This is a genomic window from Mycobacterium sp. ENV421 (assembly GCF_002887815.1).
Classification (GTDB): domain Bacteria; phylum Actinomycetota; class Actinomycetes; order Mycobacteriales; family Mycobacteriaceae; genus Mycobacterium.
The window spans coordinates 35,085-59,634 of record NZ_PDHO01000012.1 but is presented as its reverse complement, the minus strand read 5'-3'; the positions used below and the strand labels follow the sequence as shown (position 1 = coordinate 59,634).

At 67.7% G+C, this 24,550-nt stretch carries 24 protein-coding genes and 1 pseudogene; 4 read left to right on the top strand and 21 right to left on the bottom strand.

The window, feature by feature from the left end; genetic code table 11:
- Positions 1 to 6 precede the first annotated feature (6 nt).
- From carB to pyrR, 6 genes are read right to left on the bottom strand one after another with little or no spacing between them, the layout of a single operon-like run.
- Positions 7 to 3,348, bottom strand: coding sequence for a carbamoyl-phosphate synthase large subunit (gene carB, locus CRM90_RS16015; protein WP_102807946.1), 3,342 nt, complete (start codon positions 3,346 to 3,348; stop codon positions 7 to 9).
- Complete coding sequence (gene carA / locus CRM90_RS16010) at positions 3,349 to 4,470, bottom strand: glutamine-hydrolyzing carbamoyl-phosphate synthase small subunit (RefSeq protein WP_102807945.1); 1,122 nt, start codon at positions 4,468 to 4,470, stop codon at positions 3,349 to 3,351.
- Entirely contained in the window at positions 4,467 to 4,997 is a 531-nt protein-coding gene (locus tag CRM90_RS16005; protein ID WP_102807944.1) for a PH-like domain-containing protein, read from the bottom strand. The genes carA and CRM90_RS16005 overlap by 4 nt, the downstream gene beginning before the upstream one ends.
- Positions 4,994 to 6,286, bottom strand: a complete 1,293-nt coding sequence (locus CRM90_RS16000; RefSeq protein WP_102807943.1) for a dihydroorotase — start codon at positions 6,284 to 6,286, stop codon at positions 4,994 to 4,996. The genes CRM90_RS16005 and CRM90_RS16000 overlap by 4 nt, the downstream gene beginning before the upstream one ends.
- Entirely contained in the window at positions 6,283 to 7,275 is a 993-nt protein-coding gene (locus tag CRM90_RS15995) for an aspartate carbamoyltransferase catalytic subunit (RefSeq protein ID WP_102807942.1), read from the bottom strand. The genes CRM90_RS16000 and CRM90_RS15995 overlap by 4 nt, the downstream gene beginning before the upstream one ends.
- Positions 7,272 to 7,838 (bottom strand): bifunctional pyr operon transcriptional regulator/uracil phosphoribosyltransferase PyrR, encoded by a 567-nt coding sequence (gene pyrR, locus CRM90_RS15990; protein ID WP_102807941.1) that lies wholly within the window; start codon positions 7,836 to 7,838, stop codon positions 7,272 to 7,274. Before pyrR ends, CRM90_RS15995 begins: the two co-directional genes overlap by 4 nt.
- A gap of 122 nt (positions 7,839 to 7,960) precedes the next feature.
- Between pyrR and CRM90_RS15985 the strand changes: the two genes are divergently transcribed.
- Positions 7,961 to 9,163 carry a serine hydrolase domain-containing protein gene (locus tag CRM90_RS15985; RefSeq protein WP_102807940.1) on the top strand — a complete coding sequence of 401 codons (1,203 nt, stop codon included), beginning with the start codon at positions 7,961 to 7,963 and terminating at the stop codon, positions 9,161 to 9,163.
- 2 nt (positions 9,164 to 9,165) lie between these two features.
- On the opposite strand, the gene CRM90_RS15980 is transcribed toward CRM90_RS15985, so the two are convergent.
- The 8 genes from CRM90_RS15980 to CRM90_RS15945 form a co-directional block, all read right to left on the bottom strand.
- Positions 9,166 to 9,906 carry an inositol monophosphatase family protein gene (locus CRM90_RS15980; RefSeq protein WP_102807939.1) on the bottom strand — a complete coding sequence of 247 codons (741 nt, stop codon included), beginning with the start codon at positions 9,904 to 9,906 and terminating at the stop codon, positions 9,166 to 9,168.
- The gene (locus CRM90_RS15975; protein WP_102807938.1) at positions 9,906 to 10,988 is read right to left on the bottom strand and encodes an ABC transporter ATP-binding protein; all 1,083 of its coding nucleotides are present in this window, start codon (positions 10,986 to 10,988) and stop codon (positions 9,906 to 9,908) included. The genes CRM90_RS15980 and CRM90_RS15975 overlap by 1 nt, the downstream gene beginning before the upstream one ends.
- 23 nt (positions 10,989 to 11,011) lie before the next feature.
- Entirely contained in the window at positions 11,012 to 11,758 is a 747-nt protein-coding gene (locus CRM90_RS15970) for a carbohydrate ABC transporter permease (RefSeq protein ID WP_370506931.1), read from the bottom strand.
- A 65-nt stretch (positions 11,759 to 11,823) separates the two neighbouring features.
- Complete coding sequence (locus CRM90_RS15965; protein ID WP_233209358.1) at positions 11,824 to 12,678, bottom strand: carbohydrate ABC transporter permease; 855 nt, start codon at positions 12,676 to 12,678, stop codon at positions 11,824 to 11,826.
- A gap of 55 nt (positions 12,679 to 12,733) precedes the next feature.
- Positions 12,734 to 14,050, bottom strand: coding sequence for an ABC transporter substrate-binding protein (locus tag CRM90_RS15960; protein WP_102807936.1), 1,317 nt, complete (start codon positions 14,048 to 14,050; stop codon positions 12,734 to 12,736).
- A gap of 31 nt (positions 14,051 to 14,081) precedes the next feature.
- Positions 14,082 to 14,855, bottom strand: coding sequence for an SDR family NAD(P)-dependent oxidoreductase (locus CRM90_RS15955; RefSeq protein WP_102807935.1), 774 nt, complete (start codon positions 14,853 to 14,855; stop codon positions 14,082 to 14,084).
- The gene (locus CRM90_RS15950; protein ID WP_102807934.1) at positions 14,852 to 16,336 is read right to left on the bottom strand and encodes an FGGY-family carbohydrate kinase; all 1,485 of its coding nucleotides are present in this window, start codon (positions 16,334 to 16,336) and stop codon (positions 14,852 to 14,854) included. Before CRM90_RS15950 ends, CRM90_RS15955 begins: the two co-directional genes overlap by 4 nt.
- The gene (locus CRM90_RS15945; RefSeq protein WP_233209357.1) at positions 16,333 to 17,142 is read right to left on the bottom strand and encodes a DeoR/GlpR family DNA-binding transcription regulator; all 810 of its coding nucleotides are present in this window, start codon (positions 17,140 to 17,142) and stop codon (positions 16,333 to 16,335) included. Before CRM90_RS15945 ends, CRM90_RS15950 begins: the two co-directional genes overlap by 4 nt.
- 170 nt (positions 17,143 to 17,312) lie before the next feature.
- Between CRM90_RS15945 and CRM90_RS15940 the strand changes: the two genes are divergently transcribed.
- Positions 17,313 to 18,119 (top strand): BtpA/SgcQ family protein, encoded by an 807-nt coding sequence (locus CRM90_RS15940; RefSeq protein ID WP_102807932.1) that lies wholly within the window; start codon positions 17,313 to 17,315, stop codon positions 18,117 to 18,119.
- Here the strand turns inward: CRM90_RS15940 and CRM90_RS15935 are convergent.
- The 4 genes and pseudogenes from CRM90_RS15935 to CRM90_RS15920 all read right to left on the bottom strand — a co-directional run.
- A pseudogene (locus CRM90_RS15935) lies at positions 18,116 to 18,383 on the bottom strand (acyl-CoA dehydrogenase family protein); the annotation flags it as partial. The gene CRM90_RS15940 and the pseudogene CRM90_RS15935 overlap by 4 nt on opposite strands.
- A 4-nt stretch (positions 18,384 to 18,387) precedes the next feature.
- Positions 18,388 to 18,879 carry a transcription antitermination factor NusB gene (gene nusB, locus CRM90_RS15930; RefSeq protein WP_102807931.1) on the bottom strand — a complete coding sequence of 164 codons (492 nt, stop codon included), beginning with the start codon at positions 18,877 to 18,879 and terminating at the stop codon, positions 18,388 to 18,390.
- A gap of 1 nt (position 18,880) precedes the next feature.
- Positions 18,881 to 19,444 (bottom strand): elongation factor P, encoded by a 564-nt coding sequence (efp, locus tag CRM90_RS15925; protein ID WP_036338071.1) that lies wholly within the window; start codon positions 19,442 to 19,444, stop codon positions 18,881 to 18,883.
- A gap of 14 nt (positions 19,445 to 19,458) precedes the next feature.
- Positions 19,459 to 20,553: a M24 family metallopeptidase gene (locus CRM90_RS15920; protein ID WP_102807930.1), complete on the bottom strand. Its 1,095-nt coding sequence runs from the start codon at positions 20,551 to 20,553 to the stop codon at positions 19,459 to 19,461.
- Between the two features lie 33 nt (positions 20,554 to 20,586).
- Here CRM90_RS15920 and CRM90_RS15915 point away from each other — a divergent pair, with 33 nt between their 5' ends.
- Together CRM90_RS15915 and CRM90_RS15910 are read left to right on the top strand one after the other, a co-directional pair.
- Complete coding sequence (locus tag CRM90_RS15915) at positions 20,587 to 21,204, top strand: B-4DMT family transporter (RefSeq protein WP_102807929.1); 618 nt, start codon at positions 20,587 to 20,589, stop codon at positions 21,202 to 21,204.
- Positions 21,205 to 21,228: 24 nt separating this feature from the next.
- Positions 21,229 to 22,104, top strand: a complete 876-nt coding sequence (locus CRM90_RS15910; protein WP_102807928.1) for a hypothetical protein — start codon at positions 21,229 to 21,231, stop codon at positions 22,102 to 22,104.
- Here the strand turns inward: CRM90_RS15910 and CRM90_RS15905 are convergent.
- From CRM90_RS15905 to aroB, 3 genes are read right to left on the bottom strand one after another with little or no spacing between them, the layout of a single operon-like run.
- A complete protein-coding gene (locus tag CRM90_RS15905) occupies positions 22,101 to 22,979 on the bottom strand; it encodes an MBL fold metallo-hydrolase (protein WP_102807927.1) in 879 nt (292 codons plus the stop codon). The two genes, CRM90_RS15910 and CRM90_RS15905, sit on opposite strands and share 4 nt — an antisense overlap.
- The gene (aroQ, locus tag CRM90_RS15900; RefSeq protein ID WP_102807926.1) at positions 22,976 to 23,425 is read right to left on the bottom strand and encodes a type II 3-dehydroquinate dehydratase; all 450 of its coding nucleotides are present in this window, start codon (positions 23,423 to 23,425) and stop codon (positions 22,976 to 22,978) included. The genes CRM90_RS15905 and aroQ overlap by 4 nt, the downstream gene beginning before the upstream one ends.
- Positions 23,422 to 24,507: a 3-dehydroquinate synthase gene (aroB, locus tag CRM90_RS15895; RefSeq protein WP_102807925.1), complete on the bottom strand. Its 1,086-nt coding sequence runs from the start codon at positions 24,505 to 24,507 to the stop codon at positions 23,422 to 23,424. Before aroB ends, aroQ begins: the two co-directional genes overlap by 4 nt.
- Positions 24,508 to 24,550: the final 43 nt, after the last annotated feature.

Sequence of the window (24,550 nt, the reverse complement as noted above, 5' to 3'; positions counted from 1 at the left end):
CACATCTCAGTCATGACCCAGCGCGGCGTGCAGTTCCTGCAGCGAGCGCACGTCGATGTCATCGCGGATACCGGCCTCGATGCCCTGCACCGCCGCCGAGGCGCCCTGCACCGTGGTGATGCACGGGACGTTCATCGACACCGCGGCCGAGCGGATCTCGTAACCGTCGATGCGCGGCCCGGAGTTGCCGTACGGGGTGTTGATCACCATGTTGACGTCGCCGGCGAGGATGGCGTCCACCGCCGACATCGCCGGGCGGCCGTCCCCTGGTTCCTCGAAATGCTTGCGCACGACGTCGCACGGAATTCCGTTGCGCCGCAACATCTCCGCGGTTCCCTCGGTGGCCAGCACGCGGAAGCCGAGGTCGGCGAGGCGCTTGACCGGGAAGACCAGCGAACGCTTGTCCCGGTTGGCCACCGACACGAAGATCGTGCCGGTGCTGGGCAGCGATCCGTAGGCGGCGGTCTGGCTCTTGGCGAACGCGCTTCCGAAGTCGCGGTCGATGCCCATCACCTCGCCGGTGGACTTCATCTCCGGTCCGAGCAGCGAGTCGATGCCGGTGCCGTCGGCCTTGCGGAACCGGTGGAACGGCAGCACCGCTTCCTTGACCGCGATCGGCGCGTTCGGCGCCGGGGTGGCGCCGTCGCCGGTGGCGGCCAGCACCCCTTCCCCGCGGAGCTGGGAGATGCTGGCGCCCAGCATGACTCGTGCGCACGCCTTGGCCAGCGGCACCGCGGTGGCCTTCGAGACGAACGGCACGGTGCGGCTGGCCCGCGGGTTGGCCTCCAAGACGTAGAGGACATCATCCTTGAGCGCGTACTGCACGTTGAGCAGGCCGACCACCCCCACACCGTGGGCGATCGCCTCGGTGGCGCGGCGCACCGCCTCGATGTCGCTGCGGCCCAGCGTCACCGGCGGCAGCGCGCACGCCGAGTCACCGGAGTGGATGCCTGCCTCTTCGATGTGCTCCATCACGCCGCCGATGTAGACCTCGGTGCCGTCACAGAGCGCGTCGACGTCGATCTCGATGGCGTCTTCGAGGAACCGGTCGACCAGGACCGGATGTTCGGGTGAGAGTTGGGTGGCGCGGGTGATGTAGCCGTGCAACGTCTTCTCGTCGTACACGATCTCCATGCCGCGTCCGCCCAGCACATAGGACGGCCGCACCAGCACCGGATAGCCGATCCTGGCCGCGATGTCGCGAGCCTGCTCGAAGCTGGTGGCGGTGCCGAATTTCGGTGCGGGCAGGCCGGCTTCGTGCAGCACCTGCCCGAAGCGCCCGCGGTCCTCGGCCAGGTCGATGGCCTCGGGCCTGGTCCCGACGATCGGCACCCCGGCGTCGGCAAGCCGCTGCGCAAGCCCCAGCGGGGTCTGCCCGCCGAGCTGCACGATCACCCCGACCACGCCCGGGCCGCCCAGTCCGGACTGCGATTCGGCGTGGTACACCTCGAGGACGTCCTCGAAGGTGAGCGGTTCGAAGTACAGCCGGTCGGCGGTGTCGTAGTCGGTCGACACCGTCTCCGGGTTGCAGTTGACCATCACGGTCTCGAAGCCGGCCTCGCTCAGCGTCGTCGCGGCGTGCACGCAGCTGTAGTCGAACTCGATACCCTGCCCGATCCGGTTGGGCCCGGAACCGAGGATCAGCACCTTCGGCCGCTCGGTCTGCGGGGCCACCTCGGTCTCGGCCGCGGGATCCAGCTCGTAGCTGGAGTAGTGGTACGGGGTCTTGGCCTCGAACTCGGCCGCACAGGTGTCGACGGTCTTGAACACCGGATGGATGCCGAGGCGCCGGCGCAGCGCCCGGACCCCGGCTTCCCCGGCCAATTCGGTGCGCAGCGAGGAGATCTGGCGGTCCGACAGTCCGCTGTGTTTGGCCCGGCGTAGCAGGTCCTCGTCGAGGACCGGGGCGTCGATCAGCTCCTGGCGCAATGCCACCAGGCCGGCGATCTGGTCGACGAACCAGGGGTCGACTCCGGAGGCTGCCGCGGTGTCTTCGACACTGGCGCCGAGGCGCAGCGCCAGCTCGATGTCGTAGAGCCGGCCCTCGGTCGGGGTGCGCAGCCGGCCCAGTACCTCGTCCACCGCGCCGTCGTCGTCGCGCCCGGTCCAGAACCCGGCGCGGGTGGTCTCCAGCGAGCGCATGACCTTGCCGAGCGCCTCGACGAAGTTGCGGCCCAACGACATCGCCTCGCCGACCGACTTCATCGTGGTGGTGAGCGTCGGGTCGGCGCCGGGGAACTTCTCGAACGCGAACCGAGGCGCCTTGACCACCACGTAGTCCAGCGTCGGCTCGAAGCAGGCCGGGGTCTCCTTGGTGATGTCGTTGACGATCTCGTCGAGGGTGTAGCCGATCGCCAGCTTGGCGGCGATCTTGGCGATCGGGAATCCGGTGGCCTTCGACGCCAGCGCACTGGACCGCGACACCCGCGGGTTCATCTCGATGACGATGAGCCGGCCGTCTTTCGGGTCCACCGCGAACTGGATGTTGCAGCCGCCGGTGTCGACGCCGACTTCACGCAGGATCGCGATACCCAGATCCCGCATGACCTGGTATTCGCGGTCGGTCAGCGTCATCGCGGGCGCGACGGTCACCGAGTCGCCGGTGTGCACGCCCATCGGGTCGAAGTTCTCGATCGAGCACACCACCACCACGTTGTCGTGGTGGTCGCGCATCAGCTCGAGCTCGAATTCCTTCCAGCCGTAGATCGATTCCTCGATCAGCACGTTGGCGGTGGGCGATGCGGCCAGCCCGTCACCAGCCATCCGCTCGACGTCCTCGACCGAGTACGCCATGCCCGACCCCAGGCCACCCATGGTGAACGAGGGCCGCACGACCACTGGCAGTCCGAGCTCGGCGACGGTATCCCGGACCTCGGCCATGGTGTAGCAGACCCGCGACTTCGCCGATTCGCCACCGACTTTCGCGACGATGTCCTTGAACTTCTGCCGGTCCTCGCCACGCTGAATGGCGTCGAAGTCGGCGCCGATCATCTCGACGTTGTAGCGCTCCAGCGCGCCGTTCTCGTACAGCGCAACCGCGGTGTTCAGCGCGGTCTGGCCGCCCAGGGTGGCCAGCACGGCGTCGATCTTGTTGCCGCGCGCCGCCTGCTGGGCGATCACCTTCTCGACGAACGCCGGGGTGATCGGTTCGACGTAGGTGTGGTCGGCGTACTCCGGGTCGGTCATGATCGTCGCCGGATTGGAGTTGATCAGGGTGACCTCGAGACCTTCGGCGCGCAGCACGCGGCAGGCCTGGGTGCCGGAGTAGTCGAACTCGGCTGCCTGCCCGATCAGGATCGGGCCGGAGCCGATGACCAGAATGTGCTTCAGGTCGTCGCGACGTGGCATCTACTTCTCCCCCGCCATCAGGTCGATGAATTGGTCGAACAGGTAGTTCGCGTCATGTGGTCCGGCCGCGGCCTCCGGGTGGTACTGCACCGAGAACGCCCGTCCGTCAACGAGTTTGATGCCCTCGACGACGCCGTCGTTGGCACAGGTGTGACTGACCATGGCCGGCCCGAAGTCCGTGTCGAATCGTTCGCCGGCTTCACCTTCCAGCGCGAAGCCGTGGTTCTGCGCCGTGATCGCGACGGTGCCGGTCTGGTGGTCGATCACCGGCACGTTGATGCCGCGGTGCCCGAACACCATCTTGTAGGTGGACCGGCCCAGTGCCCGGCCGAGGATCTGGTTGCCGAAGCAGATGCCGAACAGCGGGATTCCGGCACCGAGCACCGCACGGGTGACCTCCACGATGTGGTCGGCGGTCGCCGGGTCGCCGGGCCCGTTGGACAGGAACACCCCGTCCGGCCGCAGGTCGGCGATCTGCTCGAACGTCGCCCCGGCGGGCAGCACGTGGGTGGCGATCCCCCGCTTGGCGAAGTTGCGTGGGGTGTTGGTCTTGATGCCGAGGTCGATGGCCGCGACCGTGAACCGTTGCGCCCCTTCAGGTTCGACCGTGTACACCGCGTCGGTCGAGACTTGGCCGGCCAGGTCGGCGCCCAGCATCGAGGGCTGGTTGCGGACCCGGCTCAGCAGTTCCTCGGTGTCTGCGAGCGCCGGGCCGGAGAACACGCCTGCCTTCATCGAGCCGCGGGTGCGCAGGTGGCGCACCACCGCGCGGGTGTCGATGCCTGCGATCCCGACGATGCCCTGCCGGGTGAGTTCGTCGTCGAGTGTCCCGGTGGCGCGCCAGTTCGAGGGGCGCGGCGACGGGTCACGCACGACGTAGCCGGCCACCCAGATCTTGTCGCCGCGACTCTCGGCGTCCTCGTGGTTCCAGCCGGTGTTGCCGATCTGCGGGGCGGTGGCCACCACGATCTGGCGGTGGTAGCTGGGATCGGTGAGGGTCTCCTGATAGCCCGACATTCCGGTGGAGAACACCGCCTCACCGAGAGTCTGTCCGACAGCACCGAATTCGGTACCGGTGTAGACCCGCCCGTCCTCCAGTACCAGATGGGCTTTACCCGTCACGCTGCTTCTCCTGTTGTCGTCCACCGGGCGTAGTCGCGGCGGTCGTCGCCGCGAAAGCCCGTATCGATCTCAGTGCCTGATGGCAGCCGCCACCGAATCGCCAGAATGCCTGCCGGCGAGTCGGTCTTGTTGCGGCCACCGGGGATGACCTTGCCCGCCAGTCCGCGCTCGGTGCGGATGGCGGTGATGGCGTCTTGCGGGATCCAGATCGGCGTCGCGCCGGAGCGCTCGAGCAGGATGCCCTCGGGGTAGCGGGTCAATACCGCTTTGGACCGGTAGCCCAGGTCACCGGCTGCGATGCGTTCCAGCCAATTCGGTGCCAGCGTACTGCCGACATAGAGGCCGCGGGTCGGCGCGACGGTGGCCGAGCCCAGTAGGTCCGGCAGGGCTGGCAATTCGCCGAGCAGGTCCATCTGCCGGCGGGCCCGTTGCTTCCAGCCACGCAGCATCCGGCCGATCAGCACACCGATGATCACGACGATCACGAACGCGAAGACGAACGATCCGATCGCCGTACCGGTGTTCATGCGGGGCTCTTCCCGTCCCGCGCCGTGACCACACCGCGCAGCAGGGTCGCGGTGACCGTGGCAGGCAACGTCATCGCGGCGAACGGGGTGTTGGCCGAGCGGCTGGCCAATTCGGTGCCCTCGACCACCCAGGTGGTGTCGGGGTCGACGACGACGAGGTTGGCCGGCTCCCCGATCTCCAGCGGGCGGCCCTGGTCATCGAGACCGACGATGCGGGCCGGGTTCTCGCTCATCACCCGTGCGACGCCGCGCCAGTCCAGCAGGCCGGTCTGCACCATGGTCTCGACGACCACCGACAGCGCGGTCTGCAGACCGAGCATGCCGGGCCGGGCCCGGGAGAATTCACAGCACTTCTCGTGTTCGGCGTGCGGGGCGTGATCGGTGGCCACACAGTCGAGCACCCCGTCGGCCAGCGCCTGGCGCAAGGCTTGGGCGTCGGCGACCTCGCGCAGCGGCGGGTTCACCCGGTTCACCCCGTCGTAGCTGGCCAGCCTGCTGTCGTCGAGCAGCAGGTGATGCGGGGTGACTTCGGCTGTGATCGAAATGCCCTGCTGCTTGGCCCATTTGATGATCTCGACCGTTCCGGCGGTGGACGCATGGCAGATGTGGACCCGAGCACCGGCGTCGCGGGCCAGCAGCGCGTCACGGGCGACGATCGATTCCTCGGCTGCCCGCGGCCAGCCGGCCAGGCCGAGTCGCGCGGCGTTGGGGCCTTCGTGCGCGACGGCGCCGACGGTGAGGCGGGGCTCCTCGGCGTGCTGGGCGATCAGCACGCCCAGGCCGGTGGCGTACTCCAACGCTCGGCGCATCACCAGCGGATCATCCACGCACACACCGTCGTCGGAGAACAACTTGACCTGGGCGACCCCGCCGGCCATCAGGCCCATCTCGGTGAGTTGCTTGCCCTGCAGCCCCACGGTGACCGCTCCCACCGGGTGCACGTCGACCAGGCCGACCTGCTGACCGCGCCGCCACACGTGGTCGGTCACCACCGGGCTGTCGGCCACCGGGTCGGTGTTGGCCATCGCGAACACCGCGGTGTAACCGCCCAGAGCCGCGGCGGCCGAACCGGTTTCGATGTCCTCGGCGTACTCGCGGCCCGGCTCACGCAGGTGGGTATGCAGGTCGACGAAGCCGGGCAGCAGCACCTGGCCGGTGGCGTCGATCACGTCGGCATCATCCGGGACCGCCAGCGTGGGGCCGATCTCGGCGATCTGGCCGTCGGTCACCAGGACGTCTACCTGGTCGCCTTCGCCGTAGAGCCGCACACCGCGGATCAACACGCTCATACGCTCACCGCCTCGTCCGTGCCGACCAGCAGATGGAACAGCACCGCCATCCGCACGTGCACACCGTTGGAAACCTGTTGCAGCACAGCCGATTGCGATGAATCCGCCACCGCGTAGGAAATCTCCATACCGCGCAGCATCGGGCCGGGGTGCAGCACCACGGCATGCCCGGGCAGCACCGCCTGCCTGCGATCGGACAGCCCGTAGCGGATGGAGTACTCGCGCTCGGAGGGGAAGAACCCGCCGTTCATCCGTTCGGCCTGCACCCGCAGCATCATCACCGCGTCGGCGCCGGGCAGCTCGGCGTCCAGGTCGTGCGACACCGTCACCGGCCAGTCGGAAACCCCGACCGGCAGCAGCGTCGGTGGCGAGACCAGCACCACCTCGGCGCCCAATGTGGCCAGCAGCGACACGTTCGACCGCGCCACCCGGCTGTGCAGGATGTCGCCGACGATCACCACCCGGCGGCCCTCGATGTCACCGAGGCGCTGGCGCAGCGTCAGCGCGTCGAGCAGCGCCTGGGTGGGATGTTCGTGTGTGCCGTCGCCGGCGTTGATCACCGACGGTCCTCCCCCGAGTCGCTCCGCTCCTGCCCCCTGGGCAAGGCCCGGTGCCGGCTCCTCGGCCGTCCACTCCGCCAGCTGCTGGGCCGCCCCCGAGGCGGGGTGCCGGATGATCAGCGCGTCGGCGCCGGCGGCGCGCAGCGTCAGCGCGGTGTCCCGCAACGATTCACCCTTGGCCACCGAGGACCCCGAGGCGCTGACGTTGATCACGTCGGCGCTCATCCACTTGCCTGCCACCTCGAACGACACCCGGGTGCGGGTGGAGTTCTCGTAGAACATCGTGATGATCGTGCGCCCGCGCAGGGTCGGCAGCTTCTTGACCTCGCGTCCGAGCAGCGCCTGCCGGAACCGGTCGGCGTTGTCCAGGATGGCGGTGGCCTCGTCGCGGGTCAGGTCGCCCGCCGAGAGTAGATGCCGGATGGTCATCTGGCGGGACCTCCCTGCGGTGCGATCCAGATACCTTCCACGCCGTCGTCCTCGACCAGCCGCACCTTGACGTTCTCGCTGCGTGACGTGGGCACGTTCTTGCCGACATAGTCGGCCCGCAGCGGCAGCTCACGGTGCCCGCGGTCGACCAGGACCGCCAGCTGCACCACGGTGGGGCGGCCGATGTCGCGCAGGGCGTCCAGCGCCGAGCGGACCGACCGCCCGGTGTAGAGCACGTCGTCGACGAGGATCACCAGGGCGCCGTCGATCCCGCCGGCCGGGATGGAGGTCTCCTCCAGGGCGCGGGGCGGCTTGAAGTCCAGGTCGTCGCGGTAGAGCGTGATGTCCAGGCCACCGCGCTCGACGGTGACGCCGGAGAATTCATGGATCTTGGCGGCCAGCCGGTTGGCGAGGGTGACGCCCCGGGTCGGGATGCCGAGGAGGATGACGCGGGGCGCATCGGGGGCGTCGAGAGCGGTCTTCTCGATGATCTGGTGGGCGATGCGGGAAACGGTTCTACCGACGTCCGCATCGGACATCAATTCGCGGTCGGTGGAGCCCACGAGCTTTCCGGACCTCCTTCTCCGCCTCTCTGGACGGATCGTTAAAGGATGTCGAACTGTCGGGGAGCCTAACACCCCTTGCCGGCGGATCCCGAAACACGCCCGTCAGTAGAGTTCTTACGGTGAACCTCGGGGACAACCGCACCTCCGTCGTGCAGGCAGTCGATTCCGGACTACTGGCCGGGGCCGTCACCCTGGCCTGGCAGCGGGGAAACATACTGCAGGTCAACGAGATCGGGTATCGCGATGTCGAGGCCGGTCTGCCGATGCAGCGCGACACGATCTTCCGGGTGGCCTCGATGACCAAGCCGGTGACGGTGGCGGCCGCGATGGCGCTGGTCGAAGAGGGCAAGCTCACACTGACCGATCCGGTCACCCGCTGGCTGCCCGAGCTGGCCGACATGCAGGTCCTGGTGGACCCGGCCGGCCCGCTGGACCGCACGGTGCCCGCGCGCCGGGCCATCACGATCGACGACCTGATGACCCACCGCAGCGGGCTCGCCTACGTGTTCTCGGTGGCCGGCCCGATCAGCCGCGCCTACGGCCGGGTGTCGCTGCGCCAGGACCAGGATCACTGGCTCGCCGAGATCGCCCAGCTGCCGCTGGTGCACCAGCCTGGGGAGCGGCTCACCTACAGCCAGGCCACCGACGTGCTCGGCATCGCGATCTCCCGGATCGAGGGCAAACCGCTGCACACGGTCCTCGCTGAGCGGATCTTCGAGCCCCTCGGCATGTCCGACACCGGCTTCTTCATCTCCCCCGACAAGCGCGCCCGGGCCGCCACGATGTATCGCCTCGACCCGGAATCCGGCCTGCAGCACGACGCCATGGGGCCCATCCCGGTGACCGAGCCGCGGTTCGCTCAGGGCGGGGCCGGTCTGGTCACCACCGTCGACGACTATCTGCGCTTTGCCCGCATGCTGCTCGGCGGCGGTGACGTCGACGGGGTGCGGGTCCTGTCGCCGGAGTCGGTGCAGTCGATGCGTACCGACCGCCTCACCGCGGAGCAGAAGCAGTTCCCGTTCCTTGGTCTGCCGTTCTGGGTGGGGCGTGGCTTCGGCTTGAACCTGTCCGTGGTGACCGATCCGGCGAAATCCGGGCAGTTGTACGGCCCTGGCGGGCTGGGCACGTTCAGCTGGCCAGGAGCGTACGGAACCTGGTGGCAGGCCGACCCGGCCAACGACCTGATCCTGATCTACCTGATCCAGAACTATCCGAACATGAGCGCGCCGGCCGAGGCGGTGGCCGGCAACACCTCGCTGGCCAAGCTGCAGTCGGTGCAGCCGAAGTTCGTCCGGCGCACCTACGGCGCGCTGGGTCTCTAGCGCTACGGCAGCTCGACTGCCACTGCCGACGACCCCGCCACCGGCCGGCTGACCGCAAGTCCGGCTTCTTCGGCGATGACGGCCGCGGCGGCCCAATCATGCTCGGCGAGATCGGTTTCGACGAACCCGTCGATCGCACCCTCGGCGACGGCGCAGATCGCCAACGCCGCCGAACCGAAGATCCGGGCATCGGTGTAGTCGCGCATCTGCTGCGCCGTCAACGTGAACTGCTCGCGGCGCACATCGGCGGAGTACGAGTACCCCATGCCGAGCAGTCGCGCGCCTCGGTGACCGTCGGGGCCGGTGAGCCGACGCACCCCGCCGCTGTCGGCGAGCCACGCGCCCCCGCCGCGATGCGCGAAGTAGGTCTTGCCCAGCGCCGGGGCCACCACCGCCCCGGCCAGCCAGCGGCCGTCGGCATCCACCGCGCCGACACACGTTGCGTAGTAAGGGATTCCCCTGGTGAAGTTGGTGGTTCCGTCGAGTGGATCGATCGACCACCTGACCTGAGCCGTTTGCCGTCCGGCGGGAGGCAGTTCCTCCCCGGTGATCTCGTCGGCCGGCCGCCGCGCGTCGATCACACCGCGCACCGCATGCTCGGCGGCGACGTCGACGTTCGTGACCAGGTTGCCCTGCTCCCCCTTGGTGGTGATCTGGAGCTCGCCTCGGGCCCCTGCGGCGAGCACGTCCGCCCCGCTGCGGGCGGCCGCCAGCGCGACGTCGAGTAACTCCGCGGTGCTCATCACGACTCGATGCGGGCGCCGGTGGCTTTGTCGAACACGTGCAGTCCGCCGTCGCGGACCGACATCGCCACCCGGGCGCCTTCGGCGAGATCACCGAGCTGCGCGATGTCGAGAACGCTGACCAGCGTGCAGCCGGACGCCTCGACGGCGACGATCGCACGCGGGCCGAGATGCTCTATCAGGGCCACTCGGCCGGTGGAGCCGAGCGGCGAGTCGTTGTCGCCGTCGGGCCGGTGGAGCACGAGATGCTCCGGACGGAAGCCGACGGTCACCGGCTCCGAGTGCCGGGCGACATTCCCGACCGGCAGTGCCAGGCCGTCGGACGAGCGGAACGTCCCGCCGTCGATCACGCCGGGCACCAGGTTCATCTTGGGGCTTCCGACGAAGCCGGCGACGAAGGTGCTGGCCGGCTTGGTGTAGACCTCCAACGGGGCGCCCTGCTGCGCGATGCGGCCTTCGTTCATCACGACCATGCGGTCGGACAGGGTCATCGCCTCTTCCTGATCGTGGGTCACGTACAGCGAGGTGATGCCCAGCCTGCGCTGGATGCGCAACAGCTCGGTGCGGGTTTCGACGCGGAGCTTGGCATCCAGGTTGCTCAACGGCTCGTCGAACAAAAACACCGCGGGCTCCCGGATGATCGCCCGGCCGATCGCGACGCGCTGCTGTTGACCGCCGCTGAGGTCCTTGGGCTTTCGCGACAGCGCACCGGTGAGGCCGAGTGTCTCGGCGACGGCCGCGGCTCGATCGCGGGCTTCCTTCTTGGCTATCTTCTTGGCGCGCAGTGGAAAGGCGATGTTCTGCTCGACGGTCAGGTGCGGGTACAGCGCGTAGTTCTGGAACACCATCGCGATGTCGCGGTCCTTGGGTTCGAGCGCGGTGACGTCCTTGTCGCCGATCCGGATGGTGCCTGCGGTGACGGGTTCCAGGCCGGCCAGCATCCGAAGCGACGTCGACTTGCCGCATCCCGACGGACCCACCAACACGGTGAACGAGCCGTCCGCCATCTCGAGATCGAGGTCGTGGACGATGCGAGCGTCACCGTAGGCCTTGTTCACACCACTGAAAGTGACTGTAGCCATCCTGTTTTCGTTCTCCTGCCGTGCTAGGTCTTGACCGCGCCGCCGCTGATGCCCTGGACCAGGCGGCGCTGAACAAAGAAGCTCGCGATGACAACCGGGACGACGGCGATCAAAATCGCCGCGCACATCGATCCGATCTGCACTCCGCGGAAGGTGTTGAACCCGGCGATCGCCACCGGCAGGATCTTGGCGTTGCCCGGCGCCAGGATCAGGCCGTAGAACATGTCGTTCCACGACAGCGTGAAGCCGAAGATCGCCGACGCCCCGATGCCCGGCAACACCTGAGGCAGGACGACCAGCAGGAACGCCCGGAACCGGCCGAAGCCGTCGACGCGGGCCTGCTCTTCGATGGACTTCGGCACCGCCTCGAAGAAGCCGATGAGAAACCACGTCACCACCGGCGCGACGAAGCTCAGGTGCGCGAAGATCACCGGTACCAGGCTGTCCTGCAGGCGAAGCGCATACGCCATGGTCAGGAACGGAAAGACCAGCACGGCGGGCGGAATCATCTGCGCGGCAAGGAGCCCGAATCGGGTGGCGGTGCCGCCGGCGCGGTACGTGGTGATCGCGTACGCACCCATGCAGCCGACCACAAGGCTGATGGCCACACTGATGAACGCGACTGCGAAGCTGCGTGCCGCCGCGTCGAGGATGCCCGAGGACAGCACCGACCGCCAGCTGTCCAGATTGGGGCTGAACAGGATGAGGGCCGGATCATTGAGCTGTACAGGAGATTTCAAGCTCGCCAGGACGATCCATGCGATCGGCATGACCACCACGACGACACCGACCCACAGCACCACGATGCGGGCCAGCGTGTATCCCTTCACACCGCTCATGCGTCGCGGTTCCTCTCCAGCAGCCGGAAGGTGATCACGACCGCGGTCAGCACCACGGCGAGCACCACGAACGCCATCGAGGCCGCGCTGCCGAGCCGGAAGAACTGCACGCCGGTCTGATACGTGTAGTACTGCAGGGTCTGGGTTTCGGTGCCGGGTCCGCCTTTGGTGGTGGCGTAGACGTATTCGAAGACCTTCATCGCGTCCAGCGCCCGCAGCAGCACCGCGACCGCCAGCACGGGCCGCAGCAGCGGCAGGATGACCCGCCAGAACACATACCAGGGCGGCGCGCCGTCCACGCGTGCCGCCTCCAGCGGCTGTTTGGGGATCGATTCCAGGCCGGCCAGCAACAGCAACACCATGAACGGTGTCCACTGCCAGACGTCGATGAGGGCCAACGTGTAGAGCGCATGACCCGAGCCCAGGAAATCGATGTCCACACCGAACTTCTTCAGCACGAACGGGATTGCGCCGAGCTGGTCGTTGAGCAGGAATCGGAACGTCAGACCGACGGCGACCGGCGTGATGAACATGGGCGCCAGCAACATTGCGCGGGTGACATCCCGAGCCCACTTCTGACGCTGCAGCGCCATCGCCAGCACCAGGCCGATGACCAGCTCGAGTACCACCGCCACCAGGACGTAGGTGGCGGTGGTCCCGAATGCCTGCCAGAAATCGGCGTTGGTGAGGGTGTTGACGTAGTTCGTCAGTCCGACGAACCGGGGTGCGCGCCGATCGGTGAGCTTGTAGTCGGTGGCGCTGAGGTAGAGCGCGTAGAACAGTGGGAATCCGACGACCGCGACGAACAGCGCCAGCAGCGGACTCAACATCCCGTATTTGAATCTGGTCATGCCGGGTCCTTCCTACTCGTCACGGTCGCCGGATCCCACAGTGTCAGAATCGGGGTCAGCCTCGGGTCTTCTCGGCGGCGGCCTGCGCATCGCGCAGGGCGTCGTCGATGCTCTTGGTGCCGGCCACGGCCTCGTTCAATTCCGTTCCGACGGCTTGGATCATCTCCTCGGCGTTGGTCTGGTTGCTCAGCGGCTTGGCCTTGGACAGGATGTCCTTGACCACCGAGTAATAGTCGGCACCGAATCCGTCGGCGAGCACCTTGGGATCCTGCGTGCTGCTGCTGCGAATGACTGCGCCGCCCTTGATGACCCGCTCGAGGTCGACCGGCTTGGACGTCAGCCACGAGGCGAATGCCCATGCGGCGTCGGCGTTCCCGGAGTTCTGCGGGATCGCCCAGCTCCACGAGCCCAGCACGTCGACGCCACCGGGCATGGCGGTCAACTTGAACGGACCGACGCCGGACTTGGCGGCCGTTCCGTCCGGGGCGTTCAGCGACGGCAGGTTCCAGTTGTAACTGACCAGTGACGCCGACTGCCCGCTGGACACCGACCGGCCGGCCTCGTCGAAGCCCCAGTTGAGGCTGTTCTTCGGGGCTGCGGTGTTGTACAGGTCGACGTAGGCCGACAGCGCCTTCTTGGCCTCGGGGGTGTCGAGGGTGTACTTGCCCGAGTCGTCGTAGATCGAACCGCCCGCGGCGAACAGGAAGTTGGCCCATTCCTCGAACACCTTGTAGCCGCGCTGCGGCTGCATGGCGATGCCGGCCCGATCACCGGAGACCAGCTTCTTCGAGTTGGCCACCAGGTCCTCGAGGGTCTTCGGTTCGGTCAGGCCCGCCTTCTGGTAGTCGGGCACGCTGTAGATGTAACCGAGCGCGTAGTTGTAGAACGGCACCGCGTACCGCTTACCGTCGACGGTGTCGATGTCGGTGAGCGGCTTGAAGAAGTCCGCGTAGTCGTAGTCGGCCGTCGAGTCGATGCGAGAATCCAACGGCTGCAACCAGTTCGCAGCGACGAAGTCCTTCATCCAGACGTTGTCGACGACGACGAGGTCGTAGGTCGCCTTGGGCGCCTGGAAGGATGCGACCAGCTTGTCGCGGATCTGGTCGTAGGTCTGCGGCTCGATGCTCACCTTGATGTTCGGGTATTTCTTGTTGAACTCGGGGATCATCGACTTGACGATGTCGGTGTCGGGCACGTTTTCCATCAAGATGTTGACGGTGCCCGACATGTCGGTCGGGATCTGGCCAGAGCCGGTCGCGGACGGGGTTTCCGGCCCGCCGCTGCCCGCGCACCCCGAGAGTAGGAGCGCCGACGCGCCGATGGCGCCCAGACATGTTGCGGCGCGCCGCAACCCCGGAGTTGTGAACTTCATTGCTTCCCCTTTTCGGTGGTGAACATCAGGGCTAATCCATGTAGGCGCCGCCGTTGACGGCCAGCGCCTCGCCGGTGATGAACCGGGCGTCATCGGAGAGCAGGAAGGCGACGGTGTAGGCGACGTCCTCCGGCTGCTGTAAACGGCCCAGCGGTGTGTCGTCGATCCACATCTGCTTGACCTTCTCGGGCGTGGTTCCGCGAAGTTGCGCTTCCCAGTCCAATTCGCGCGACTGCATGGGGGTGGCCACGAATCCGGGGCACACACAGTTGACGGTGATGCCGTGCTCGGCGAGTTCGTATGCCATCGCCTGGGTCAGGCCGACGACCCCGTGCTTGGAGGCGACGTAGTCGGACAGATAGGGCACGCGGCCCTGCTTGCCCGCCATCGACGCGGTGTTGACGATCGTCCCCCGGCGCCCGGTGCGGACCATGGCGCGGGCGGCCGCCTGACCGCAGATGAAGACCCCCTTGAGGTTGATGTCCATCGTCAGCTCGTAGTTGTCCAGCGACACGTCGAGAAACGGCACCATGAACGAGATGCCGGCGTTGCTCATCCACGCGTCCAGCCCGAGCCGGTCGGCGATGTCGTCGGCGACCATGGCGGCCTGCGCCGGATCGGTGACGTCGAGCTGGGTGGCTTCGTGGCCCAGGCCGGCCGGGTCGTCAAGGCCGGCCGCAACGGCGGCGGCCGCGTCGAGATCGATGTCGGTGACGACCACCCGCCAATCGCGTTGGGCGGCAACGGTAGCGATCGCCTTGCCGATTCCCGATCCGGCTCCGGTGACGACCACGGTCTTGCTCATTGACGAGTCCTTTCAGCTAGCGTGTGCGAGATGGCGGTGGTGTCGGTGGCCAGGTCGCGCCATTCCTGGTATGCGGCGTCGTAGACCGCGACATTGGCGGGGTCGGGCACGACGGGTTCGCCGAGCCGGACGAACTGCCGGCACTGGTCCCATCCCGCCAGCGCTCCGACACCGACCGCGGCGATCAGCGCGGCCCCCAGTGAGGCGCCGGGATGGTCGACGATCGGATGCACCGGCACGCCGAGGACCTCGGCGTGGATCTGCTTCCAGAGCGTGGACTTGCTGCCGCCGTTGGTGATCGATGCACGGCCGAGCTCGATACCCAGCTCGCCGAACACTTCGACGTGGTGGCGGAAGCCGAAGGCGATGGCCTCCAGGGTCGCGCGGTACATGTCGGCGCGGGTGGTACCCAAGTGCAGGCCGGCGTAGACACCGCGCAGGTCCGGGTCGTGCAGCGGGCTCTTTTCGCCGAGGAAGTACGGAAGGCAGAGGACTTCGGCGGGCCTGCGCTGCTGCGCTTCGCTGTCCAAGTTCAGCAGATCCGCACCGCCGATGAGGCTTTGGAACCAGCGGATCAGGCTGCCGCTGGTGGCCATGCAGCCGTTGGGCAGCCACCGTCCGGGCACCGGATGGGCATCCAGGTACAGGCGTCGGTCGACGACGGGATCGTCGCTGGCCACCAGGATGTCGCCGGCTCCCCCCAGCTTCACCAACCAGTCGCCGTGTTCTTCGACGCCCGCCGCGAACGCCGACAACACGTGGTCGGCACCACCGACGACCAGCGCGGTGCCCGCGCGCAGACCGGTGCGTTCGGCCATCTCGTCGCTGAGCCCGCCGGCGACGTCTCCGGGCGAGCGGACCGGCGGCAGGAGCGCGGGATCGATACCGGCGGCGGACATCACCGCGCCGACCGGCTCGCCGCCGATGGTGAACAGGCCGGACTCCAGGGCCCAGTTCTTCTCGACATGAGCCGGGGCACCGAGAGCGACCAGCAACCAGTCGTAGGAGCCGACGAAATAGGCTGTCCGCGAGGCGATATCAGGTTCGTGGCGCTGCAGCCAGAGTACGGTGGGCGCGACCGACTGCTGGGTCAGCGCGGCACCCGTCAATTCGACGAGGTCGATATCGGCCAGGGCCGTTGCCAGGGTGCGGATCTCGTCGGCGGCCCGGGCGTCGTTCTGCAGGATTGCCCGCCGCAATGGCCGGCCGGCGGCATCGATGGCGATCACGGCAGGCACCATGCCCGTGGTGGCGATGGCTTTGACATCCGCCGGTGCGATACCCGCGGCGGAGACGACCTCGGTGAGCGAGCTGACCACATTGGCCAGCCACTGGTCCGGATCCGCCTCGGCCCAGCCGGGTCGGTCACTGAAAAGTGTTGATTCACGGCTGGTGTGCGCGACGATGCCACCGTCGGTGTCCAGCAGCACCGTCTTGGTGCCGGTCGTGCCGATGTCCACCCCGATGGTGTAGCCGCTCACAGGGCTTCATCCAGGACGCCGTCGCCGGGCCTGCCGTCTCGATCCACGCACAGCACCTCGACGCCGAGGTTGCGAGCGGCCACCAGGGTGGGGTGGTCGGGAGGACTGTCGGTGACGATGTGGCCCGCCGCGCTCAGCGGAGCAACGGTCAACAGCTGGACCCGGCCGAGTTTGGACTCATCGGCGACGACGATGATGCGGTCGGCGGCGCCGGCGGCCGCACGCTTGGCGCTGCCCTCGACCCGGTGATAGTCGGTCAGGCCACGGACGGGGTCGACGCCGGCGACACCCATGATGTAGGTGTCGCAGTTGTACATCCGGTACACCGCTTCGGTTTCGAAGCCGATCAGGCTCAGCTCGCCGGGGCGAAGGTTCCCGCCGGTGACGATGATCGTGGTGTCGGGTTCGTCCGCGAGCTCGATGGCGGCCAGCAGGCTCGGCGTCACGATGGTGAGCCCGAGCCGGCGCCCGCGGATGGCGCGAGCCACCGCCAGCACGGTGCTGCCGCTGTCGAGGATGACGGTCTCGCCGGGCTCGAGCAGTTCGACCGCAGCCTCGGCGATGTGCATCTTCTCGGTGGCCGATCTCGACGCCCGGCTCTCGAAGGATGGTTCTTCGGCCTTCTGGTAGGCCTTGATCGCACCACCGGTGATGCGACGAACCAGACCGGATGCCTCCAACGCGTCGACGTCTCGGCGGATCGTCATCTCGGAGACGCCGTACTCCTGTGCCAACGAGGCGTATTCGATCTCGCCTTCGTCGAGGACCCGCTGCTCTATCTGCGCACGCCGCGTCTTGGCTGACACCAGTTCGCCCGCTCCTTGTTGTGAGTGATTCACGAAGTGTGGGACTCAATGTAAAGTCTTCACGACTTTGCTGCAACAATTACCGGACTATTCCGAACAATCTGTAATTTTCTTGCAGAACTCGACAGCGGTGCGTTAGAAACAGACAGTCTCAACCGAAAGGGGTTCACATGGCCGACTGGGTGCGCGAGGTCTTCTCCGTACAGAAGCCCGTGATCGCGATGCTTCATCTCTCCGCGCTGCCCGGCGACCCCGGATTCGACACCCGAGCCGGACTCACAGCCGTGGTGGACCGCGCCAAGGAGGAGCTCGACGCGCTTCAGCAGGGCGGCGTCGACGGGGTGATGATCTCGAACGAGTTCAGCCTGCCCTACCTCACGAAGACCGAACCGATCACCGCGATCACCATGGCCCGCATCATCGGTCAGCTGCTCGGCGACATCTCGATTCCGTACGGGGTCAACGTGTTGTGGGACGGTCGCGCGTCGATCGACCTCGCGGTCGCCACCGGCGCACAGTACGTCCGCGAGATCTTCACCGGTGTGTACGCCAGCGATTTCGGGTTGTGGGACACCAACATCGGTGAGGTTGCCCGTCACCGCACCCGCATCGGCGGCGCCGGGGTGAAGCTGTTCTTCAACATCGTTCCGGAGTCCGCCACCTACCTCGCTCAGCGCGATCTCGCGTCGATCACCCGCACCACGGTGTTCGCGACGCTTCCCGACGCCATCTGTGTATCAGGTCTGACCGCCGGCGCCCCAACGGATCTCGAGGCACTGTCCGTCGTCAAGAAATCCGCGGGCACCGTCCCGGTGTTCGTCAACACCGGCGTCAGGGCCGAGAACGTCGCCGACCAGCTGGCTGTGGCCGACGGCGCCATCGTCGGGACGTATTTCAAGAAGGACGGCGTCTTCGAGAACCCGGCTCAGCGTGAACGGGTGGCCGAGCTCATGGCCAATGCCAGGAGCGCCCGCTAGACCATCGCGATCGGCGAGACCGGCGCGCCGATCTCCAGCGCGCCGGCCAGCTCGCGGCTCACGTCGTAGTCGAACACCACGTGGCCGGCGATGACGTCGACGTCCCGTTTCGCGCGCTGCAGTGGGTTGTGCAGGAAATGCGCACTGGCGCCGGAGGATTCGAGTAGATCGGTGCGCGGCTGGCTGTTGTTTCTGGGCCACCCCGGAGTAGGCCGGCACTCGCTCACCGAGGCGGGCGGCGAACCCGTCGGCGACCGCCTCGGCGAGGTTACGTCTCCGGGATGGGGCCCCGGACCGCGTCTGTGACCGCGTGCGAGGCCGCACGGATCTGCGGGGTCACCAGCATGACCTGGCCGAGCACCCCGTTGACGAAACCAGGTGAGTCATCGGTGGACAGCTCCTTGGCCAGCTCGACCGCCTCGTCGACGGCCACCGGCTCCGGAACGTCCTCGGCGTGCAGCAGCTCCCACACCGCCACCCGCAGGATCGCGCGGTCCACGGCCGGCAGCCGCTCCAGCGTCCAGCCCTGCAGGTGCGAGGTGATCAGCTCGTCGATATGGGCCGTGGTCGCCGTGACGCCCTGCGCGACGGTCACCGTGTACGGGTTCAGTGCCGACACGTCCGCGTTCGACTCGGCGAGCGCGCTGCGCCCCTCGGCCACCTCGGCCGGGGTCAGACCCCGGGCCTCGGCCTCGAACAGCAGGTCGACGGCACGCTTGCGCGCCTGATGCCGACCCTTGTCGGCCTTGCGGTCGGCCATATCAGGAGTTCACACGCCCCAGATAACTGCCGTCGCGGGAATCGACCTTCAGTTTGTCCCCGGTGTTGATGAACAGCGGAACCTGGATCTCGGCCCCGGTCTCCAGCGTCGCCGGCTTGGTGCCCGCGCTGGAACGGTCGCCCTGCAGGCCGGGCTCGGTGCTGGCGACCTCGAGCTCGACGGTCACCGGCAACTCCAGGTACAGCGGCGCGCCCTCGTTGAACGCGATCTGCACCGGCATGCCCTCGAGCAGGAAATCTGCCAGCCGGCCGACCAGCGCCTCGGGCAGCGGGTGCTGCTCGAAGTCCTCCGAGTCCATGAACACGAAATCCGAGCCGTCGCGGTAGAGGTAGGTGGCGTCGCGCCGGTCGACGGTCGCGGTTTCCACCTTCACCCCGGCGTTGTAGGTCTTGTCGACCACCTTGCCGGACAGCACGTTCTTGAGCTTGGTGCGCACAAACGCCGGGCCCTTGCCCGGTTTGACGTGCTGGAACTCGGTGATCTGCCAGAGCTGGCCGTCGATGTTCAGCACAAGGCCGTTCTTGAAATCGGCAGTGGATGCCACGGTAGGTCGTTCTCCTAGGTCAGGACGGTCAGTTCCTTGGGGAACCGGGTCAGTAGTTCTGGGCTTCGCTCGCCGACGACCAGGGTGTCCTCGATGCGGACACCGCCACGGTCGGGCAGGTAGACACCGGGTTCCACGGTCACCACGGAGCCAGCAAGCAGTGTACCGGCGGCGGCGGAGTTGATTCCCGGCGCTTCGTGGATCTGCAGTCCGACACCGTGCCCGAGGCCGTGCCCGAAGAACTCGCCGTAGCCCGCGTCGACGATCACCTGCCTGGCCGCACCGTCCACGTCACGAAGATCCGCCCCCACCTCGAGAGCGTCGCGGCCGGCCCGCTGGGCCGCCGCCACCAGCTCGTAGATCTCCAGCTGCCACTCGGCTGCGGCGCCGAGCACGAACGTGCGGGTCATGTCGGAGTGATAACCGCCGACCAGCGCGCCGAAGTCGATCTTGACGAAGTCGCCGCTGCCCAACACCGCGTCGGTGGGCCGGTGATGTGGGATCGCCGAATTGGCTCCGGTGGCCACGATGGTCTCGAACGACGGCCCGTCCGCGCCGTGCTCGAGCATCAGCGCTTCGAGCTGGCGGCCGACCTCGCGTTCGGTGCGTCCCGGCCGCAGCCCGTCGCTGCTCACCAGTACCGCCAGGGCGGCGTCGGCGGCTTCGCAGGCCAGCCGCAGCAGGGCGATCTCACCGGCGTCCTTGATCTCCCGCAGCGCCTCGACCGTGCCGGAGGCCCGCACCAGTTCGGCCGCCGGGTGCTCGTCGACTTCACGGGCCAGGGCGTCGAACCCGTCGACGGTCACGACGTGGCTCTCGAACCCGATCCGGCGGGCCCCGTCGGCCACCGCGCGGCCGACGAGGTGACGCCCACAGGCCCGCTCGATCACCGTTTCCAGGTCCGGCGCCTGCTGTGCGGCCTGCGTCCGGTAACGCGAATCGGTGGCCAACACGTCGGGCGTGTCGCCTGCGAAGACCAACAGCGCCGCGTTCGACCCGCTGAAACCGGAGAGATAACGCACGTTGACCAGGTCACTGACCAGGATTGCGTCCAGTCCGTCGGCGGACAGCCGGGCGGCCAGCCGGTCCCGACGTTGGCAATGTGTCACGGTCGCTGACGGTACTCGCTACGCTGGTCCCTCATGACTACGTGGTTGTTGCGCGGCCTGGCGTTCGCTGCCGGCATGGTGATCGTCCGTCTCGTGCAAGGCACGCTGATCAACATCTACGAAACCAAGGCGGGACTGATCAGCATCGTGCTGGTCGTGGTGTTCGGGATCGCGGCATTCCTGTGGGGTCTGATCGACGGCCGCGGCGACGCCAACGACAACCCTGACCCGGACCGTCGCCGCGATCTGGCGATGACCTGGCTGCTGGCCGGACTGGTCGCCGGCATCCTGAGCGGCCTGGTCACCTGGATCGTCTCGCTGTTCTACAAGAACGTCTACGCCGAGGGCTTGATCAGTGAGGTCACCACCTTCGCGGCGTTCACCGCGCTGATGGTGTTCGTGCCGGCCATCGCCGCCGTCGCGATCGGGCGTTTCCTGGTCGACCGCAAGCGTCCCGACGAACCGCGCCGCCGTTACGGCGAGGCGCACGACGTGTTCGACGCCGTCGAGACCGAGGACCGGACCGGGCCGATCGCCGGTCTCAACCAGGAGTCCGCGGCCACCGAGGCGCACACCTCGGCGGTGGCCACCGCCGAGCGCGACGAGCCGACCGAGCAGATCGACATGACGGGCAAGTCCGACAAGTCCTGACCCGTACCGCGCCGGGGGCGCCCCATGAATCCGGATCAGTCGTGTAGCTCCGACCAGTGGAGCATGATCACGTCGGCGGCGTCGATCTCGCAACTGGCCGGTGTGCTCGGCGGATTTCTGATCACCGCCATCGCGCTCTTGTTCGACCGCAAAAACCGCGAGTCGGTCCACACCATCGCGCTCTTCTCCGCCGCAGTGCTCATCCTGATGCTCGACAGCTACCTGTTCAGCATCATCACCGGCGCCGTGGTCCCCGACGACGGCGACCGACGCGGCATCTGCGCGATCGTCTGGACGCAGGGAGCCGTGTTGACCGGCATGCTGGCAGCGGGCGCAACGGCATTGTTCGGCGGCCTGGGCTGGATGCTGGCCAGTCATGCGGTCAGCCGATCGGCCGAAGAAGAACCCGAGGACGTCAGTTCCTACTGCTTCCTGGCCGACCTCGGGGGCTGGCTGACGTTCGCATCGGCGATGGCCATGACGCTGGTGCTCAGCGAAACATCCATCGACTATCTGCACTTCATGTACGGCGAGCGACCGCCGCTGTGGGTGGTGGGGCTGATCACCGTTTCGGCGGCCGTCATCATCGTGATCGACTTCTGGCTCGTCCGGGTACGAACCAGGGCACTGCGCAAATCGCTGCTCGACGTCGAGGAGCCGACGCGGCTGAGTTTGCGTTCGATCAGGTTCGCCACCGTCGGGATGACGCTTCTTGCGATCGTCGGGGCCTGGCTGACGATGAGCATCAACCGCTTCCCGAAGGACTGGCTGACCACGCCAAACATGGCGGTCGTCATCTTCGTCCTGGTTCTGACCTACGTAGTGCCGTCACTGCTCACAGCGGCGATCTGCAACTCGGTGGCGAGCACCGACGAGCAGCGCATTCGCCGCGGTCGCTAGATCGGGTCGATCGGCGCCCATCCGTCGACGTCGAACCCCTGACCGCGTTCGACCAGCACCGGTCCCCCGTGCCCGGGGTAGTGCGCGGGGAAGAGTGTCGCGTGCGCCTGCGCGGCCTCGGCGAACACCCGACGCCGGGTGCCGCGGGCCGCGGCCGGGTCGACGTCGAACGCGCACGCGTCGTCGGGCCTGCGGATCTGGATCGGGCAGTGTGTGAGGTCGCCGACGAATACGGCGGGGCTGCCCGCGTCGAGCCACAGCACCGAGGATCCAGGCGTGTGTCCGGCGGCCGGGCGCAGTCGCAGCGAGTCGCTGAGCTTCAGGTCGTCCGACCACAGCTGGATCTGATCGGTCACCGGAATCACGCTGTCGGCCAACACCGTTCGCATGCCGTCGTTCTCGCCGTCTCCCCCGGGACCGAAGAAGCGGTAGTCGGCTTCGGGCATCACGTAGCGGGCGTTGGGGAATGTCGGTACCCAGCGACCGTCGACCAGCTGGGTGTTCCAGCCGACATGATCGGTGTGCAGGTGGGTGTTGACCACGATGTCGACGTCGGCCGGGTCGAAGCCGGCCGCGGTGAATGCGGCGAGGAAGTCGGTCGAGAGATGGTCCAGGGGCGGCATGTGCGGCCGGTCGCGATCGTTGCCGACCCCGGTGTCGACCACAACGATCAGACCGTCGACCTCCACCACCCAGGACTGCATCGCGATGCGCCACTGCTGCCCGCCACCATCCCAGAAGTGCGGCTCCAGCAGATCGGCGTTGTCGTCCCAGGCCTGCGCCGGGGTGTCGGCGAACAGCGATGTCCGCATCTGGACCTGAGTTTCGACCACGCGTGTGACGCGGGCCTGGCCCAGCACCAGCCGGTTGTTCACGGTTGCTCGGGCGTGGCGTCCAGGGTTGCCAGGTAGCGCAGCGCCAGCAGGTAGCCCTGTACCCCCAGCCCGACGATCACACCGGTCGCCACCGCGCTCAGGTACGAATGGTGCCGAAACTCTTCTCGCGCATGCACATTGGAGATGTGCACCTCGATCAGCGGAGCCGTCAGCTCGGCGCACGCATCGCGCAGCGCGATCGAGGTGTGGGTCAGCGCGCCGGCATTGAGGACCACCGGGTCGCCGGCGTCGGCGGCCGCGTGCAACCAGTCCAGCAGCTGGCCTTCACTGTTGCTCTGGCGCACCACGGCGGTGAGCCCCAGTTCGGTTGCCTGCGTCTCGATCAGGGTGACGAGGTCGTCATAGGTTGTGCTGCCGTAGATCTCGGGTTCGCGGCGCCCGAGCCGGTCGAGGTTCGGGCCGTTGAGCACCAGCACTGTGGTCACTTCGCCACCTCCGCGTAGGCCGCAGCCAGCAGCGCCGGGTCGGGACCTTCCAGCCGCCCCGGCTTGGCCAGCCCGTCGAGCACCACGAACCGCAGCACCCCCGAGCGGGTCTTCTTGTCGCCGGCCATACTCTCGACGAGATCGGGCAGGGCGTCGGCGTCGTAGCTGACCGGCAGGCCCAGCGCCGTCAACACCGCGCGGTGGCGCGCCGCGGTCTCATCGTCGAGCCGACCGGCCAGCCGGCCCAGCTCCGCGGCGAACACCAAGCCCACCGAGACAGCCGCGCCGTGGCGCCACTTGTAGCGCTCGCGGCGTTCGATGGCGTGGCCCAATGTGTGCCCGTAGTTGAGGATTTCGCGCAACGCCGACTCTTTTTCGTCGGCGGCCACCACCTCGGCCTTGACCGCGATCGCCCGCCGGATCAGCTCCGGCAGCACCTCACCTGCCGGGTCGACGGCGGCCTGCGGGTCGGCCTCGATGAGGTCGAGAATCTTCGGGTCGGCGATGAAGCCGGCCTTGACGATTTCCGCCATCCCGGCGACGAGTTCATTGCGCGGCAGCGTCTCCAGCATCGCCAGGTCGACCAGTACACCGGCCGGCTGATGGAAGGCGCCGACCAGGTTCTTGCCGGCCTCGGTGTTGATCCCGGTCTTCCCGCCGACCGCGGCGTCGACCATGGCCAGCAGTGTGGTCGGGATGTGCACGATGTCCACACCGCGCAGCCAGGTGGCCGCGGCGAAGCCGGCCACATCCGTGGCCGCACCGCCGCCGAGGCTCACCAGCGCATCCTTGCGTCCGATTCCGATGCGGCCCAGCACTTCCCAGATGAACCCGACAACCGGCAGGTCTTTGCCTGCCTCGGCGTCGGGAATCTCGATGCGATGCGCGTCGACCCCCAGCTCCGCCAGGTGCGCCCGGATCGCCTCGGCGGTCTGGGTGAGCACCGGCTGGTGCAGGATCGCCACCTTGTGCCGGCCGCCGAGCAGCTCACCGAGCTCGCCGAGCAGGCCGGTGCCCACGATCACCGGGTAGGGCGGATCGACGGCGACCTCGATGGTCACCGGCGACAGGGACTCAGTCATTTGCGAACTCCGGCGCGGCGAGCGGCCAGCGCCGCCGGGGTGG